General features: G+C 58.3%; 17 protein-coding genes. 2 read left to right on the top strand and 15 right to left on the bottom strand.

What is annotated here, in order from left to right:
- Positions 1 to 195: 195 nt before the first annotated feature.
- The 6 genes from rpoB to rplK form a co-directional block, all read right to left on the bottom strand.
- Positions 196 to 4,332 (bottom strand): DNA-directed RNA polymerase subunit beta, encoded by a 4,137-nt coding sequence (rpoB, locus tag AC2TEL_RS16910; protein ID WP_480905539.1) that lies wholly within the window; start codon positions 4,330 to 4,332, stop codon positions 196 to 198.
- Between the two features lie 252 nt (positions 4,333 to 4,584).
- A complete protein-coding gene (rplL, locus tag AC2TEL_RS16905) occupies positions 4,585 to 4,962 on the bottom strand; it encodes a 50S ribosomal protein L7/L12 (protein WP_093964343.1) in 378 nt (125 codons plus the stop codon).
- A gap of 81 nt (positions 4,963 to 5,043) precedes the next feature.
- Positions 5,044 to 5,562, bottom strand: coding sequence for a 50S ribosomal protein L10 (rplJ, locus tag AC2TEL_RS16900; protein ID WP_480841085.1), 519 nt, complete (start codon positions 5,560 to 5,562; stop codon positions 5,044 to 5,046).
- Between the two features lie 399 nt (positions 5,563 to 5,961).
- A complete protein-coding gene (locus AC2TEL_RS16895) occupies positions 5,962 to 6,909 on the bottom strand; it encodes an AEC family transporter (RefSeq protein WP_480905536.1) in 948 nt (315 codons plus the stop codon).
- Positions 6,910 to 7,086: 177 nt separating this feature from the next.
- Positions 7,087 to 7,785, bottom strand: a complete 699-nt coding sequence (gene rplA, locus AC2TEL_RS16890; RefSeq protein ID WP_480905533.1) for a 50S ribosomal protein L1 — start codon at positions 7,783 to 7,785, stop codon at positions 7,087 to 7,089.
- A 1-nt stretch (position 7,786) separates the two neighbouring features.
- On the bottom strand, positions 7,787 to 8,236 hold the full coding sequence (gene rplK / locus AC2TEL_RS16885) for a 50S ribosomal protein L11 (RefSeq protein ID WP_010440985.1): 450 nt from the start codon (positions 8,234 to 8,236) through the stop codon (positions 7,787 to 7,789).
- 274 nt (positions 8,237 to 8,510) lie between these two features.
- On the opposite strand from rplK, the gene AC2TEL_RS16880 reads away from it, so the two are divergent.
- Positions 8,511 to 9,692: an adenylate/guanylate cyclase domain-containing protein gene (locus AC2TEL_RS16880; protein ID WP_480841091.1), complete on the top strand. Its 1,182-nt coding sequence runs from the start codon at positions 8,511 to 8,513 to the stop codon at positions 9,690 to 9,692.
- Between the two features lie 50 nt (positions 9,693 to 9,742).
- Here AC2TEL_RS16880 and nusG read toward each other — a convergent pair whose 3' ends face one another.
- The 7 genes from nusG to AC2TEL_RS16845 all read right to left on the bottom strand — a co-directional run bounded on the left by nusG (position 9,743) and on the right by AC2TEL_RS16845 (position 15,953).
- Entirely contained in the window at positions 9,743 to 10,276 is a 534-nt protein-coding gene (gene nusG, locus AC2TEL_RS16875; RefSeq protein ID WP_039539910.1) for a transcription termination/antitermination protein NusG, read from the bottom strand.
- Positions 10,277 to 10,464: 188 nt separating this feature from the next.
- The gene (gene secE, locus AC2TEL_RS16870) at positions 10,465 to 10,662 is read right to left on the bottom strand and encodes a preprotein translocase subunit SecE (RefSeq protein ID WP_480841093.1); all 198 of its coding nucleotides are present in this window, start codon (positions 10,660 to 10,662) and stop codon (positions 10,465 to 10,467) included.
- A gap of 80 nt (positions 10,663 to 10,742) precedes the next feature.
- On the bottom strand, positions 10,743 to 10,901 hold the full coding sequence (gene ccoS / locus AC2TEL_RS16865; protein WP_170335604.1) for a cbb3-type cytochrome oxidase assembly protein CcoS: 159 nt from the start codon (positions 10,899 to 10,901) through the stop codon (positions 10,743 to 10,745).
- A gap of 5 nt (positions 10,902 to 10,906) precedes the next feature.
- Positions 10,907 to 13,084: a heavy metal translocating P-type ATPase gene (locus AC2TEL_RS16860; RefSeq protein WP_480905530.1), complete on the bottom strand. Its 2,178-nt coding sequence runs from the start codon at positions 13,082 to 13,084 to the stop codon at positions 10,907 to 10,909.
- A 4-nt stretch (positions 13,085 to 13,088) separates the two neighbouring features.
- Positions 13,089 to 13,547, bottom strand: a complete 459-nt coding sequence (locus tag AC2TEL_RS16855) for a FixH family protein (protein ID WP_480905528.1) — start codon at positions 13,545 to 13,547, stop codon at positions 13,089 to 13,091.
- A 2-nt stretch (positions 13,548 to 13,549) separates the two neighbouring features.
- Positions 13,550 to 14,977 (bottom strand): cytochrome c oxidase accessory protein CcoG, encoded by a 1,428-nt coding sequence (gene ccoG / locus AC2TEL_RS16850; RefSeq protein WP_480905525.1) that lies wholly within the window; start codon positions 14,975 to 14,977, stop codon positions 13,550 to 13,552.
- Between the two features lie 100 nt (positions 14,978 to 15,077).
- Positions 15,078 to 15,953, bottom strand: a complete 876-nt coding sequence (locus tag AC2TEL_RS16845) for a LysR family transcriptional regulator (RefSeq protein WP_480905522.1) — start codon at positions 15,951 to 15,953, stop codon at positions 15,078 to 15,080.
- Positions 15,954 to 16,053: 100 nt separating this feature from the next.
- On the opposite strand from AC2TEL_RS16845, the gene AC2TEL_RS16840 reads away from it, so the two are divergent.
- Entirely contained in the window at positions 16,054 to 16,212 is a 159-nt protein-coding gene (locus AC2TEL_RS16840) for a hypothetical protein (RefSeq protein WP_480905520.1), read from the top strand.
- A gap of 146 nt (positions 16,213 to 16,358) precedes the next feature.
- On the opposite strand, the gene ccoP is transcribed toward AC2TEL_RS16840, so the two are convergent.
- Complete coding sequence (ccoP, locus tag AC2TEL_RS16835) at positions 16,359 to 17,222, bottom strand: cytochrome-c oxidase, cbb3-type subunit III (RefSeq protein ID WP_480841105.1); 864 nt, start codon at positions 17,220 to 17,222, stop codon at positions 16,359 to 16,361.
- Positions 17,219 to 17,404, bottom strand: coding sequence for a cbb3-type cytochrome oxidase subunit 3 (locus tag AC2TEL_RS16830; RefSeq protein WP_480841107.1), 186 nt, complete (start codon positions 17,402 to 17,404; stop codon positions 17,219 to 17,221). The genes ccoP and AC2TEL_RS16830 overlap by 4 nt, the downstream gene beginning before the upstream one ends.

Genomic DNA, 17,404 nt, shown 5'->3' with positions numbered 1-17,404 from the left:
GATTTAGAAGAAGATGATACGGACCGACGCCAGGAAGGCGAACCCTCCAAAAAGAAAGAGTATCGGTCTTAGAATCTTGAAAAGGGTTGAGGTGCTGTGCGGGGCGTATTGAATTGACGCTATTATAAGGCAGCCACTCAGGTAAGCTCCTAGGACACCAGTCCATACTGGAAGCTCCTCAACCCAGTTCATTGATTACTCATCCACCTCCGCATCCAGGAGTTCCATATTCAGGCCGAGGCCACGGACTTCTTTCACCAGAACATTGAACGATTCCGGTACGCCCGCTTCAAAGTTATCCTCGCCCTTAACGATCGACTCATAGACTTTGGTCCGGCCGGCGACGTCATCCGATTTCACGGTGAGCATCTCCTGCAGGGTGTAGGCGGCGCCGTAAGCTTCCAGAGCCCAGACCTCCATCTCACCAAAGCGCTGACCACCGAACTGCGCCTTACCACCCAGCGGCTGCTGGGTAACCAGGCTGTACGGCCCGGTCGAACGCGCGTGGATCTTGTCGTCCACCAGGTGGTGCAGTTTCAGCAGGTACTTGATGCCCACGGTGACCGGACGCGCGAATTGCTCACCGGTACGACCGTCGAACAGAACCGACTGACCGCTTTCCGAGAAGCCCGCACGCACCAGCGCGTCGTTGACGTCAGCCTCTTTGGCACCATCGAAGACCGGGGTCGCGATCGGAACACCGCGGGTTACGTTGCCCGCAACCTCGATCAGGCCATCCTCGTCCAGACCGGTAATGCCTTCTTCGTAGACATTCTCGCCATAGGCCAGCTTCATCGCTTCACGAACCGGGGTCAGGTCGCCGGAACGGCGATATTCACCCAGAGCCTCATCGATGTTCAGACCCAGACCGCGTGCGGCCCAACCCATGTGGGTTTCAAGGATCTGACCAACGTTCATACGCGAAGGCACACCCAGCGGGTTCAGACAGAAGTCGACCGGCGTACCATCGGCCAGGAACGGCATGTCTTCCATCGGAACAACCTTGGAGATCACACCTTTGTTCCCGTGACGACCGGCCATCTTGTCGCCCGGCTGCAGCTTGCGCTTCACGGCGATGAAGACTTTGACCATCTTCATCACACCCGGCGGCAGGTCGTCGCCACGACGGACTTTCTCGACCTTATCCTCGAAACGAGCATCCAGAGCACGCTTTTGCACTTCGTACTGCTCGTTCAGAGCCTCTACGATCTGTGCGTCCTGCTCACCTTCCAGCGCCAGCTGCCACCACTGACCACGGGTCAGGGTTTCCAGCAGCTCCTCGGTGATCACCGACCCTGCCTTGACGCCTTTCGGGCCTTTGACAGCGGTTTTACCCAGGATCAGGCCTTGCAGACGCGCATAGATGTTGCGGTCCAGGATCGCCAGCTCGTCATCCCGGTCACGGGCCAGACGTTCGACTTCCTCACGCTCGATCTGCAACGCACGCTCGTCTTTCTCGACGCCGTGACGGTTGAAGACGCGGACCTCGACGACCGTACCGTAATCGCCCGGCTTCACGCGCAGCGAGGTGTCGCGCACGTCTGATGCTTTTTCACCAAAGATGGCGCGCAGCAGCTTTTCTTCCGGGGTCATCGGGCTTTCGCCCTTCGGAGTGATCTTGCCGACCAGGATATCACCCGGCTCAACATCCGCGCCGATGTAAACGATGCCCGCCTCGTCGAGGTTGCGCAGCGCTTCTTCACCGACGTTCGGGATGTCGCGGGTGATCTCTTCCGGACCCAGCTTGGTGTCACGGGCGGCGACTTCAAACTCCTCGATATGGACCGAGGTAAAGACGTCGTCACGCGCGATACGCTCCGAGATCAGGATCGAGTCCTCGTAGTTGTAACCGTTCCACGGCATGAACGCGACGACCACGTTCTTACCCAGAGCCAGTTCACCCATATCGGTCGACGGACCATCGGCAATGACCTCGCCCTTCTGGACGGTGTCACCCACCTTGATCAGCGGACGCTGGTTGATACAGGTGTTCTGGTTCGAACGCTGGAATTTGCGCAGACGATAGATGTCAACGCCAGCGTCGCCCAGTTCCAGATCTTCGGTGGCGCGGATAACGATACGCTGAGCATCGACCTGGTCGATGATACCGGCGCGTTTCGCCTGAATCGCAGCGCCCGAGTCGATCGCGACCTTTTCCTCGATACCGGTACCGACCAGCGGTGCCTCGGCCCGCAGCAGCGGAACCGCCTGACGTTGCATGTTCGAGCCCATCAGAGCGCGGTTGGCGTCGTCATTTTCGAGGAACGGGATCAGCGATGCAGCAACTGAAACCAGCTGTTTCGGCGACACGTCGATCAGGTCCACATTCTCGCGCGGGGCAAGGGTGTAGTCACCGGCCTGACGGGTCGACACCAGATCGTTGATGAACTTGCCATCGGCATCCAGCGTCGCGTTCGCCTGCGCCACGGTGTGACGCATTTCTTCGGTCGCGGACATGTAGTGAACCTCATCGGTCACCTCGGCGTCTTTAACGACGCGATACGGTGTTTCGATGAAGCCATACTTGTTCACGCGGGCAAAGGTGGCCAGCGAGTTGATCAGACCGATGTTCGGACCTTCCGGCGTTTCAATCGGGCACATCCGGCCATAGTGGGTCGGGTGTACGTCGCGCACCTCAAAACCCGCACGCTCACGCGTCAGACCACCGGGGCCAAGCGCCGAGAGGCGGCGTTTGTGGGTCACTTCCGACAGCGGGTTGGTCTGGTCCATGAACTGCGACAGCTGCGAGCTGCCGAAGAATTCGCGGACAGCAGCCGCAGCCGGTTTCGCGTTGATCAGGTCCTGCGGCATGACGGTGTCGATTTCGACCGACGACATACGCTCTTTGATCGCGCGCTCCATGCGCAGCAGGCCAACGCGGTACTGGTTTTCCATCAGTTCGCCGACCGAACGCACACGACGGTTGCCGAGGTGGTCGATATCGTCCACGTCGCCTTTGCCGTCGCGCAGTTCCACCAGCGCCTTGATGCAGGCCACGATGTCTTCGCGGCGCAGGGTGCGCATGGTGTCCGGCGCGTCCAGAGCCAGGCGCATGTTCATCTTCACCCGGCCAACAGCGGACAGGTCATAACGCTCGCTGTCGAAGAACAGCGTGTCGAACAGGGCCGACGCGGCCTCGACGGTGGGCGGCTCACCCGGACGCATGACGCGGTAGATGTCCATGAGCGCGCTTTCGCGGTTCATGTTCTTGTCCTGCGCCATGGTGTTGCGCATGTAGGGGCCGACATTGACGTTGTCGATGTCCAGAACCGGAATGTCGGTGATGCCCGCGTCGATCAGCTCTTTCGCGGTGCCGCCGATCAGATCGCCGTCCTTGTCGTATTCCAGCGTCAACTCATCACCGGCCTCAACATAGATCGCGCCGGTTTCTTCGTTGATGATGTCCTTGGCGACGTATTTGCCAACGATGTGATCGAACGGAACCAGCAGATCGGTAACGGTGCCCTCGTCGATCAGCTTCTTGACCGCGCGCGGAGTGACTTTCTTGCCCGCTTCTGCAATCACCTCACCGGATTTCGCGTCAACCAGATCATAGGTCGGGCGAGTACCGCGCACACGCTCGGGGAAGAACGGCGTGACCCAACCCTTCTTCTTGTCCAATTTGTAGGACACGGTGTTGTAGTACGCGTCCATGATCGCTTCCTGATCCAGACCCAATGCATAGAGCAGGGTCGTCACAGGCAATTTGCGGCGACGGTCGATACGAGCAAAGACAATATCCTTGGCATCGAACTCAAAGTCCAGCCAGCTGCCGCGGTACGGGATGATGCGGCAGGCAAACAGCAGCTTGCCCGAGGAATGGGTCTTGCCCTTGTCGTGGTCAAAGAACACACCGGGCGAACGGTGCATCTGGCTGACGATCACGCGCTCGGTGCCGTTCACGATGAACGTTCCGTTCGGCGTCATCAGGGGCATGTCGCCCATGAACACGTCCTGTTCCTTGATGTCCTTGACCGACTTGGCGCCGGTGTCCTCATCGACATCGAACACGATCAGACGCAGGGTGACCTTCAGCGGTGCGCTGTAGGTCATGTCGCGCTGCATGCACTCTTCGACGTCGTATTTGGGGTTTTCCAGATCGTATTTCACGAACTCCAGAACGGAGGTTTCGTTGAAATCCTTGATCGGGAAAACCGACTGGAACACGCCCTTGATGCCTTCGCCGTCGGTGGGCTGCTCTGCATCGCCGGAGCGCAGGAAAAGATCATAAGAAGATTTCTGGACCTCAATAAGGTTCGGCATCTCCAGCACTTCGCGGATTTTGCCGTAATATTTACGAAGACGTTTCTGGCCAAGGAACGTTTGAGCCATGTCAGATGTCACCTTTCGATGTTCTCAGCGGGCAAAGACACCGTCGGGCCCCGGCGCCTTGCACATTCGAGACGACACGTCCGGATCAATTCATGGCCACCGTCCCGAGTGGCGACCTCCCGATCCGCAAACCGCGTCTTAGAAAACGCCCCCTTTGCATGAGGCCCTTTCTAAGACAGGTTCGGCTGGACCCGGATTTCTCCGGACCCAGCCAAAATTTTTGATGCATCAGAGATGCACCAGAAGACTGACTTAGGCCAGTTCGACCTCGGCGCCAGCTGCTTCCAGCTTGCCCTTGATCTCTTCGGCTTCTGCCTTGTCGACGCCTTCTTTGATCTTGCCGCCGGCTTCGACCAGTTCCTTGGCTTCTTTCAGGCCCAGGCCGGTGATGCCGCGAACTTCTTTGATGACGTTGATTTTCGAAGCGCCGGCGTTCTTCAGAACGACGTCGAATTCGGTTTTTTCTTCCTCAGCTGCACCGCCGGCATCGCCAGCTGCGCCTGCGACCATCACGGCGCCGCCAGCTGCGGGCTCGATGCCGTATTCGTCTTTGAGGATGGTTTTCAGTTCTTGTGCTTCCAGCAGGGTCAGACCAACGATCTCTTCTGCCAGTTTCTTCAGATCAGCCATTGTATCAGCTCTTTCCGTTTACAGTGTGTGTTCCAACGTCGGGGCATCATCACCCCACGCAGATCATTCAGTGCCAACCGCTTACGCAGCTTCCGCCTTCTCTTCGATGGTGGAAAGGATGCTTGCGATGTTGCTTGCAGGTGCGCCAATCGCGCCGGCGATGTTCGAAGCAGGTGCGCCAATGCAGCCCACGATCGAAGCAATAAGCTCCTCACGAGACGGCATTTTCGAAACGGCTTCAACGCCTTTGCGGTCCAGAGCGTTCTCGCCCATTGCACCGCCAAGGATTTCGAACTTCTGGTTCTCCTTGGCGAAGTCCTCGGCCACCTTGGCTGCTGCCACGGGGTCCTCGGAATAGGTCAGAACGGTCATCCCTGTCAGCAGGTCGGCCATGCTTTCACACGGCTTACCCTCAAGGGCGATTTTGGCGAGCCTGTTCTTGGCAACACGCACGGCACCACCCGCGTCACGAGCACGTGCGCGAAGGTCCTGCATCTCGGCAACTGTCAGACCGGCGTAGTGAGAAACCACCACGACGCCAGAGCTTTCGAAGATCTGGCCGAGTTCTTCGACCACTTTCTCTTTCTGGGCTCTATCCACAGTTCTCTCCAAGTTTGGGGTGATATCTCACCCCGGCTCATATTTGCCGCAGCTTACGCTCCGGCGTTCAGGTCCGTTGTTACGGGATTGGCCAAAACTCGCCCGAGGATCGTGACCCTCAGAATTCTTTGGTCTTACCCGTCTCAGGCAGGGAATTAAGGGGCCGTATGGACCCACCCACCGTCTTGGACGAAACGAAATAAAGCGCACGACGAATCGCACGCTTTATTCCGCAGGTCTTATTAGGGCAGATAGCTGGGGTTTCCAAGGGGTAAATTTGGTCAACTGGTCAGAATTCGGGCTTTGCAAAAGTGGGGAACTCAATCACCGCAGCAGTGCCCAGACGGTATCGTATCTCATAATGAAACGCCGCTCTTTCCGGACATCAAGCGGGAACACCTACAGCGTCAAAACACCGATCAGAGGAATGGCAATCAAACTCATCGCGAAGGTTGCGATCAAAAGCGCCGATGCCACGGCTGCGTCACACCCATATCTGGCCGCAATCACGACGGCCAAGGCCCCCGAAGGCATTGCCGCCTCAACAATCAAAATACTCCTCTGGAAGTCAGGCAAGCCGAGAACAATCGCAAACCCGCCTGCAACCACCGGCTCCAACACCAGCTTGAGGAAGCAAACGAGCAAAAACAGGCCTGCCATACGCCCCATCCCAACCGGCCGAAGCATGAGCCCGATGGTAAATGCCACCAGGAAAGTCAGGGAATCCGCAGCAATTGCAAGAAACGCGTTCAGCAGTTGCGTCAACTTGACATCCTGCGGGACGCCTAACAGAGAGGCAAAGATCCCCAATAAAAAGGCTATAAAGATCGGCGATTTGATGAATGTTCGCAGGGCCGCGCCGACACGTGGGCCGTCTTTGGCGCTTTCACCGAAGTAACTGGCGATGGCGACACCGATGGTAAACAGGGGCAAAACCACCCCGACCTCGCCCATGATCACCAATTGGCTCATGACCGCGCTGTTGTCACCGTAGATGTTCTGAATAAGCGAGTATCCAAGTGTCGATGTACTTCCAACACCCGACACCAGTATCACCGAACCAAGGACGGGGCTTTCCAGCTTCATCCGGCTGCCGATCAACCAAGCCACACACATGACTATCGCAATTGCCGTAAACAGCACTGCGGCAAGTTTGAAATTTCCAAAGTCGAAAGGCTCGCGGCTTAAATTGGCAAATATCAGAGCGGGAAGCGCGAAATCCGTAACCAGCCGGGCAAAAACGCCTTGTTCATGCTCCTGGATAATGGCCCTGCGCTTGAACCAGACTGCCGCCCCAACCAACGCCAGCAAAACGATAAAGGAGTCCAAAAGACTTTCGAACTGCACCTTGCCACCGACTCCACTGATAACTCACAGAAACCAACACCTGCTTTTGCGAAGGGTTTGAGGATCATAGCAAAAAAACTCCCGCCACAACATCCTGCGCCTTTTGTGGCGGAAAACAAAAAATCCCGGGTGACGAAAACCACCCGGGATCAATTATTACGCGTTGTGTGCTAAGGCTTATTCGCCTGCGGCAGCAGCCACGTCCAGTGTCACGCCGGGGCCCATGGTCGAGCTCAGCGCGATTTTCTTCATGTAGGTGCCTTTGGCGCCCGACGGTTTGGCCTTGGCCACGGCCGAAACGAACGCACGGACGTTTTCGACCAGCTTAGCTTCGTCGAACGACGCTTTGCCGACGCCGGCGTGCACAACGCCACCTTTTTCAGCCTTGAACTGAACTTCACCACCTTTGGCAGCTTCCACGGCCGCTTTCACGTCCATGGTCACGGTGCCAACCTTGGGGTTCGGCATCAGGTTGCGGGGACCCAGAACCTTACCCAGACGACCAACAACCGGCATCATGTCCGGGGTAGCAATGCAGCGGTCGAATTCGATGGTGCCGCCCTGGATGGTTTCCATCAGGTCTTCTGCGCCAACGATGTCTGCGCCTGCTTCTTTCGCTTCGTCCGCCTTGGGGCCACGAGCGAACACAGCAACGCGCATCGCTTTGCCGGTGCCGTTCGGCAGGCCAACAACGCCGCGAACCATCTGGTCCGCGTGACGGGTGTCAACGCCCAGGTTCAGTGCGATTTCGATGGTCTCGTCGAATTTCGAGGTTGCGTTGGCTTTGACCAGGGCAACTGCTTCTTCGACCGACAGGTTTTCCTTGCCGGCGACAGCTTCGCGCGCAGCGCGGGTACGTTTACCGAGTTTTGCCATCTTACTTCACCTCGATGCCCATAGAGCGGGCCGAGCCCAGGATGATCTGCATTGCGCCTTCGACGTCGTTGGCGTTCAGATCTTTCATTTTGGCTTCGGCGATTTCACGAACCTGCTTCGAGGTCACGGTGGCCACGGTCTCACGACCGGGGTTCTCCGCACCGCGGGGACGGTTACGCTTGCCGACCGGCTTCAGACCAGCCGCTTTTTTCAGGTAGTAAGACGCGGGCGGCGTCTTGATGTCCATGGTGAAGGACTTGTCCTGATAATAGGTGATCACGGTCGGGCAAGGAGCGCCGGGCTCCATGTCTGCGGTCTTGGCGTTGAACGCCTTGCAGAATTCCATGATGTTGATGCCGCGCTGACCCAGCGCCGGACCAACTGGCGGCGACGGGTTCGCCTGACCTGCAGGAACCTGCAGTTTCATTGTACCAGCAAGCTTCTTGGCCATTTAGTTTTCCTTTCTCAACTCTCTCAGATCGCGACCCGAGAGATATGCGTGATGTGGTTCGATCCGGCACGCGCGCGCGCCTCGTCTCCCACAGGGATTGCCGCTTTCGGCGACAGAGCTGCGCCTTACTAGCCTGAACAGAGAATCGCAAGACGTTTTTGCACAAAGCCGATCCACACCCATACCCGGAACTTGATGTCGAAACACAAGACGGTCACAATTTCCATGGCGCGGATCAGACGTTTACGCCGCATCGCAATTCGAGGCTATCAACTTGCCCCTGTCACCGGAACCGAACCAGCAAAAAGCAAAGATTGATGCACTTATCGAATGGATGGTCGACGGAGCCCGTTCGGCGGGCAATGCCGTGGACATCATCGAAGGCATCTGCTCTCGCCTGCTGAATGCCGGTGTCGCCGTCGACCGGTTCGGGCTGTTCATCTGGACGATGCACCCCAACCTGACAGGACGCCGTTTCATCTGGAAAGCCGGTAAAGGTGTAGACAAGGTCGACGCGCCGTCGCAGCTGTTCACGACAGCGATTTATACCGATAACCCCCTGCCACACGTGATCGAGCGGCAAAAGCCCATCCGGCGCCATCTGGAAGACCCCAACTGCCCCGAGGACTACATCATAGTAGGTGAACTGCGCGAGCAAGGGTTCACGGATTACCTTGCACAACCCCTGATCTATCTCAATGACGACACCCATGTATGCACGTGGTCAAGCGCGACCCCCGGCGGTTTTTCAGACCGGGATCTGGCCATTCTGGAGAGGGTTCGCGGACCGCTCGCGCGGCTGACGGAAACCTACATGCTTCGGCTTGACGCAACATACCTTTTGTCGACCTACGTAGGCCGCAACAGCGGTTCCCAAATTCTGGACGGTAAGATTCATCGCGGCGATGGCGGCCAGATTGAAGCTGTTATCCTGTTTGCGGACCTGAAGGGGTTCACCCAGCTTTCGAACTCGGTATCCGGGGACGCGCTGGTCCGGCTGTTGAATGAAACCTTCGATTGCCTGGTTCCCGCAGTGATGGAGCACGGGGGCGAGATCCTCAAATTCATGGGGGATGGCTTTTTTGCGATCTTCCCGACCAGTGAAGCCCTGCCGCCGGAAGCACAGATCAAAGCGGCCATTTCTGCGGTGCGCGAGGGCCGGACGTCGCTGAGTACCGCCGAATTCGACAATAAGCTTGGCGTTCGAACGGCGATCCACCACGGTCGCTTTCACTACGGCAATATCGGTGGCGGAGACCGTTTAGATTTCACTGCAATCGGTCCGGACGTCAACTTGACGGCACGACTAGTCACAGCGGCAACCGAACTGGATTGCGACAACGTCATCTCCGAAGCGGCGGCATCAATTCTACCGGAACTGTGCGAACGGATTGGAACCGTGTCACTGAAAGGGTTTGGCGAGGATCAGACGGTCTGGCAAACCCGAAAGTCATAGAAAAAGGGGTGCCCAAAGGACACCCCGAATTACGTTTCTTCGGCTACCGTTCAGCTTTGTTTGGTGACCTGCGTAAAGTCCAGCTCGACCGGGGTTTCCCGACCGAAGATCGAGACCGAGACCTTCAGCTTCTGGTTTTCGTCGTCCACGCCTTCGACCATGCCGTCGAAATCCTCGAACGGGCCGTCGTTGACCTTGACCTTCTCGCCCACCTCGAAGGTGATCATCAGCTTGGGCGCTTCTTCACCTTCCTGAACGCGGTTGAGGATCTGGTTCACCTCGGCGTCGCGCATTGGCATCGGGCGGCCCTGCGGGCCCAGGAAACCAGTGACGCGGTTGATCGAGTTGATGAGGTGGTAGCCCTGGTCGGACATTTCCATATGCACCAGCACGTAACCCGGCATGAAGCGGCGTTCGGTGGTAACCTTCTTGCCCCGGCGCACTTCGATCACCTCTTCGGTGGGCACCAGAACCTCGTCGATGTCGTCCTCAAGGCCCTGTTCAGCCACCGACGTGCGGATCTGCTCTGCGATCTTCTTTTCGAAATTCGAAAGAACGCTGACCGAGTACCACCGTTTCGCCATGAACCTGTCGTCCTTGTTTACCGTCAGGGCGGCTGAGCGCCCTTCATTGAAATTCTATCGCGTGACCCGGAATAAAAAGCGGCGCGCAACCTGATTCGCCGCACGCCCATTCCGAATAGTCATGTCACCTACTCCGACATCGCACGCTGTGCAAGGGGGCAGTGGCGTTTACACCTGCCCAATCCGGGTTAGCTGAACGCGCCAAGGATCAGTTGCAAACCGCCACGAATACCCAGATCAACCAGTGCAAAGAACACCGCTGTCAAAGCCGCCATGATGAACACCATGACCGTGGTCAACAGCACCTCACGCCGGGTCGGCCAGACGACCTTTGCGACTTCGGCACGGACCTGCTGAATGAACTGGATCGGGTTTGTGGTGGCCATGAGGCTTCAATCTCTCTGCTAGCGGATGGGCCGGACATAGCCGGGCATTGCGGCAATTTCAAGGGCTCGTGAGGCTTAACTCAGGGCTTGGGCTTATCGTCCCACTCATCACTCAGGATGCGACGCGCGTCACCTTCTGGGTCGTCATACTGGTTCGATCGGACCGTGTAGATAAACGCGACCAGGCCAACGCCGCCCAAAAGCAGGGAAATCGGTATCAGATAGGCCAGTACTTCCATATCAGCTACCTCAGGCGCAATGCATTCAGGGACACGGTTATCGACGACGTCGACATCGCCAGCGCCGCAATCAGCGGTGTGGCCAGCCCGGCCACGGCCAGCGGCACGGCAACTATATTATAAACGGTCGCGATGCGGAAGTTCTCGCGAATCCGTCTGGTCGCCTTGACGGCTGTGTCGCAGGCATCCGCGATTGGGGCCAGGTCGTTGCCCAGCAGAACGATATCCGACGCCACCCGCGCCGCATCCAGCGCCGAAGCCGGAGAGATCGATACATGCGCCGCCGCCAGAGCCGCCGTGTCATTCAGGCCGTCCCCGACCATCAGAACATGACGCCCCTGCTCGCTCAGTTCCTGAACGCGGGCCGCTTTGTCCTGCGGCAGCGCCTGCGCGATCCAGGTCTGAATACCCAGCTTGTCGGCCAAAGATTCGACCGCGCCCTGTGTGTCACCAGAAATCAGAATGACCTCTTTGCCAGATTTCCGGAACGTTTCCACCGCCTCGGCGGCTCCGGCTCTCAAGGAATCCGAGAAGGTAAACGCCACAGGCTGTTGCGTACCGATTGCCAGCCAGGCCGAGGTTTGGTCGCTGTCTTCTGCGCCAACCCAGGCCGCCCGACCCAACCGGACGCGCTGATCGTGATACACAGCTTCGGTACCGTAACCCGGCACCTCGATGATGTTTCGGAGCGCAGCCGGTCTGATCCCCGCCGCGCGCGCCGCACGCGCAAGCGCAACTGACAGCGGATGGGCAGAGGCTTCGGCCAGTGCCAGTGCGACTTCAAGTTCAGCCCGGGAATGGTCGCCCAGATTAGTCAGTTCGGGCGTGCCTGATGTCAGGGTTCCGGTCTTGTCGAAAACAACGGTGTCCACCTCGGCCAGACGTTCCAGCGCGGTTGCGTGCTTGATCAGCATCCCGCTTCGGAACAACCGACCTGACGCCGCTGTTGTCACTGCAGGTACAGCCAGTCCCAATGCGCAGGGGCATGTGATGATCAAAACTGCCGCAGCGATGTTCAGCGCGATTCGGATGTCGCCGGAATAGATATACCACCCCAGAAAACTGAGCGCTGCCAGAATGTGCACTCCGGGCGCATAGAGCTTGGCTGCCTTGTCGGCCAGCGAGGTATAGCGCGAACGACCGGATTCCGCGATTGCCACGAGGTCGGCCATTCGGTGCAGCGACGTATCTTCACCCACCGCAGTGGCGCGAATGGTAAGTGGACCGGTCAGATTTACCTCACCGGCACTGACAGACAGCCCTTCCTGCGCGAAAACGGGCAGCGTTTCGCCGGTCAAAAGGGATCTGTCCAGCTCGGATTGCCCCGAAACAATCTGACCATCGACGGGCATCCGGCCACCGGGACGAACAAGGATCTGGTCACCGACATTCAATGCGGAAACGGCTACCTCTTCTTCGACGCCATCCGTAATCCGGATCGCGCGGGGCACCTCTAGCGCCGTCAGTTCTTCGGCTGCGGACCGGGCGACGGCCCGGGTTCGGTAATCAAGGTACCGTCCGGCCAGCAAAAAGAAGGTCAGCGTCAACGCGGCGTCGAAATACGCGTGTTCCCCACTCAACGCCGTTTCCCAAAGCGACGTGACCAGTGCCAACAGGATGGCCAAAACGATCGGCACATCCATGTTCAGGCGGCGCACACGCAGTGCGCTCCAGGCGTTGGAAAAGAACGGCTGCGCGGAAAACGCGATTGCGGGCAACGCGATGGCCGCCGAAATCCAGTGGAACATATCCCGCGTGGCGTCAGTGGCACCTGACCAGACCGAAACCGACAGCAGCATCACATTCATCGAGGCAAACCCGGCCACTGCCAGCCGCATCAACAGGTCGCGCCCGGCCTTGTCGGATTGCGTTGCCGACAAGGCACCCGGATCCAGCTCGTGCGCCTCATAGCCTGAGCGTTCCAGCACGGGGATCAGGTCGGCGGCGCGGATATCGGGCGCGGCTTTGATCATCGCACGCTTGAGCGTCAGGTTGACCCGCGCATCCTCGACACCTGGCTGGGCATTCAGCTCACGCTCGACCGTAGCGATACAGGCCGAGCAATGGATGCCCGGCAATGACAAAGCGATCTGCACGTCCTCGGGCGTGGGGCGAGCGGGTTCTGCCGGTGCAGCGATGCATCCGGGGCAAGCCGCCGTGCCCGGAGATATCTGCACCGTCATTGCATCAGCCCCTTACATACAGCGGAACACGCTGCGCAAATTCTGCCCCATCACGATCCTTGGCAACCAGACGGATGTTCCAATTGCCTATGCCCAATGCAGCCGGAGTTGAATAGGCGGTACCGTCAAATGTGAAGTCCGGGGAAAAGTCGTCTTTGACGTGCGTTGCACGACCGACGACGGCTTGCAATTCTGCCACTTCAACCGGGGTGCCGGTCTGATCCGTGATGTGCAGGATCAGCAACCCACCCGAGACTTCGGCGCGGATCTCCCAACCCAAGGCCTGTTGCTCTTGCAGACGTTCATTGAACTCCTGGCTGGCAACGTAGGAGTTCTTGACCTCGAGCCCCGGGAAAGTCTTGACGGCACTGTAAGCCAGCACGAGATTCACGGCGATGATCACCCCAAAGGCAGCGACAAACACCGCCAGCGCATGTTTCCCTGTGAATTGACGTTCCGACATGATCAGTTCCCTCGTCCATTGAAGGTGGTGTCCTTGTACGCCCGTTCACCATTGGTCAAGTCTTCGACCCAGATGCGCACCGGAGTCGCGCCTGCGGCTGCCGGTCCCGTTTCCTTTGACGCAACGATGTAAACGCGCGTCAATTGTGCCGTATCCGCAGACACATTGACAGTCTCGCCTTCGATACCCTCAATCTCGATCCGCATTGCCGGATCTCCGGCCAGCGACAGCCTGAACGGCCGATCCTCGCCATGCTTGTTGCGCAGACGGACATCATAAGTGTTTCGGATCGTCCCATCGGACAGGGTCACAAATGTCGGGTTGCGAACCGGTGCCACGGTCAGATCGATATCGGACCGGATGAAGAGTGCGAACAGCAATGCAAATCCGACAAGCGACCACAGCGCCGTGTACATGATGGTCCGTGGACGCAGGATGTGTTTCCACACACTCTTGGGCGGTTTCCCTTCGCGTTCGCGCGTCTCGTCGCTCAGCGCCATGTAGTCGATCAGACCGCGCGGCTTCCCGATCTTGGCCATCATGTCGTCGCAGGCGTCGATACACAGGGCACAGGTGATGCACTCCAACTGCTGACCGTCACGAATGTCGATACCCACCGGGCAGACATTCACACATGCCATGCAGTCAATGCAGTCGCCCAGCTCGGACTCTTCAGTTCGCTTGCCCTTTCCGCGCGGATCTCCGCGCCATTCGCGGTAACCAACGACCAGAGTGTCTTCGTCCATCATTGCAGCCTGGATCCGCGGCCAGGGGCAGGCATAAATGCAGATCTGCTCGCGTGCGAACCCGCCGAACAGGAAGGTTGTGCCGGTCAGGATCAGTATGGTGGTATACGCCACCGGGTGAGCGTTGCCAGTCACCAGATCACGCGCAAGCGTCGGCGCATCGGCGAAATAGAAAACCCAGGCTCCGCCTGTCGCCAATCCGATCAGCAACCAGACCGCCCACTTGGTCAGTCGCAACCGGGCCTTACGAAAGTCCAGCTTCTTCTGTCGATGCAAACGCAATCGGGCATTCCGGTCGCCCTCAATCCAGCGCTCGACCAAGATGTAAAGATCGGTCCACACAGTCTGTGGACAGGCATAGCCGCACCAGACCCGCCCCAAGGCGGACGTGAACAGGAACAGGCCCAGCCCCGCCATGATCAACAGACCGGCGACAAAATAGAATTCGTGCGGCCAGATTTCTATCCAGAAGAAATAGAAGCGCCGGTTTGCCAGATCCAGCAGCACCGCCTGATCCGGCAGGCTCGGCCCCCTGTCCCATCTGATCCATGGCGTCACGTAATAGATCCCCAGCGTGATCGCCATGATGATCCACTTCAGATTGCGGAATGGTCCAGATACCCGTCTCGGAAAGATTGGTTCTCGGGCGGCATAAAGACTGGGGGCAGGATCGGGTGCGCTCACGGGTTGGCTCCGGGTGTGGCTATTGCTGAGGACTAATTCCAGATCACAGGCATTCAAACTTTGACATGGGTCAAAATGCGCATCGAGCAAATACCTTTTATCACACTTCCGGGGATTGCCGTATCAACCACTGAACAAACGTCTTTACGGACGGCCGGAGTGCGGTTTTTGCCGTTAAAATATGGTATCCGCGTTCATTTGGCTCGGTATAGAGCTCGACGAGCCGCCCTGATCGGATGTCATGCTCGACGAAATGTCGCACGGTCACGGTCACGCCCTGCCCCGCGCGCAATCCTTCCAGCACCAGATTGCCGGGCAGCTCGATACGTCCGGCGCTTGGCCCGTGATCAACGCCGTGTTCGGCCAGCCATGTAGTAGCTTCGGTTGTGCCCAGCTCTTCAAGCCAGGGCAATCGCCCCAGTTCTTCCGGGGTCCAGTTGGTCTTGCCGTCCAACAACTTGGGCGCAGCGACGATGACCACGGGTGTTTTCAGAAGCATTTGCACATCGACGCCGGGCCAGTCTCCTGCACCGTACCTGATGGCAACATCCACTCCGCCAGGATCAAGACTGACCAGGCTCGGCGACGGATCAAGTGTCAGGTCGACTTCGGGGTGCGCCGCCTGGAATGCCGGCAACCGTGGCATCAGCCAAGACGCCGCAAAGGATGACGTCAGCGAGACATGCACCGGACGCTCCTCGCCGGACTGCCTCAAGGTGTCCACAGCCGTTCTGATCGCGCCAAAGCCAAGCTGCAAGGCGCGTGCAAACTGTTCGCCTTCAGCCGTCAGCGACAGGGACTTACCCGATCGATCCAGCAAAGCAACACCCAGGTGCCTTTCAAGCGCCCGCAACTGCTGGCTTATTGCAGCATGACTGACATTCAGCGCCGCGCCAGCCTGAACTACATTTCCCTTTTCGACAAAGGCCGAAAAGGCCCTGAGAGACGCCAGAGGCGGAAGACTCAGCCAATCCATATGTAACTCCTGCTTACATATTGGAATGGCAATTGAGTCGCATTTCCGACCCCAAAGATCAATCCTTTACCTAATCGAAACCAGATACAGGAGAGATCCCATGCTCTCGATCTTTGCCAGAACATTCATGATCGCCTCCGGGGTTCACGACCCGGGAGTTCGTGCCGGTAAAACCAAAGACGCGCCCAAAGGGGTATGGCTGCCGGACGGCCATTGGTGGAAGGAAAAAGAAAAGGAAGGCAGTGTCCGCACACCGTGATCTGCCTGGCGACCCATCTGGACCGGAACACGGCAAGTTTGTACGTTGCAAAAGCGGCACCGGCTGTTCAGGAAACGCGCGAACAGATGGAACAGCCGGTGCCTCAACCTTCGGGCGGGAGACCGCCCGGAGGTGTTCCCTGGACCTTACTGACCGCCGCCCAACTGGTGGACATAGGCCGACACAGCGCGAATCTGCGCCTGGGTCAGACGGTTTTCCCACGCAGGCATGACGCCAAAGCGGCTGTTGGTGACCGTCTCAGTCAAAGCCTCTTCGCTGCCGCCATATAGCCAGATCGCGTCGGTCAGATTCGGTGCGCCCTGGAAGACGTCGCCTGTGCCGTCCTCACCGTGGCAGGCCGCACAGTTGTCTTCAAAGACAACCTTGCCCGCCTGCGCCGCGGCATCGTCAGTCTGAGCATTGGTCAGCGACATCACATATTGAACCACCTGAGTGATCTCTTCGGGTTCGAGGATTTCGCCGAATGCCGGCATCTCGGAGTAGCGCGCATCGTCGCTTTCCTCGTTACGGATACCGTAGGCGACAGAGTATTCGATGTCCTCCAGCGCACCGCCCCACAACCATGCATCATCCAGCAGGTTCGGGAAGCCCGGCGCGCCCTGCGCACCCGAGCCGTGACACTGAGCGCACCAGGTGCGGAACACAGCGCCACCCGCGTTGACAGCGTATTGCTGCAATTCGGCGTCCTTGGAGATGTCCTCCAGCGGCGTCTCTACCAGCTTGGCGTTCCATGGCGCGTTCGCTTCCTCGAACGCGACCATTTCCTGCTGTACGATTTCGCGCGAGGACCAGCCCAGCACACCGGCAGTTGCCGATTGGACCAAGGGCCAGGCCGGATACATGATCGTGTAGATCACGCCCCAGATGATCGTGGCGTAGAAGGTCCACAGCCACCAGCGCGGCATCGGGTTGTCGAATTCTTCAAGTCCATCCCAGGAGTGTCCGGTTGTCTGCGGATCACCCGGTAGTTTTTCAGGTGTCTTACTCATTTCCGCGCCTCCTCGGATGTGGCGGGTTTGTCTTCATGCCGGAACGGGATGTTGGCTGTGTCCTTGTATTCCTTGCTGGCACCGGGACGGAAAACCCAAATGACGATGCCAATGAAAAAGGCAAACAGCAGCAGCAGCATCCAGCTGTCGGCGAACTGCCTGAGGAATGTGTATTCTTCCAT

The organism is Ruegeria sp. HKCCD9138 (assembly GCF_057220975.1).
This window is presented reverse-complemented; position numbering and strand designations above follow the sequence as displayed.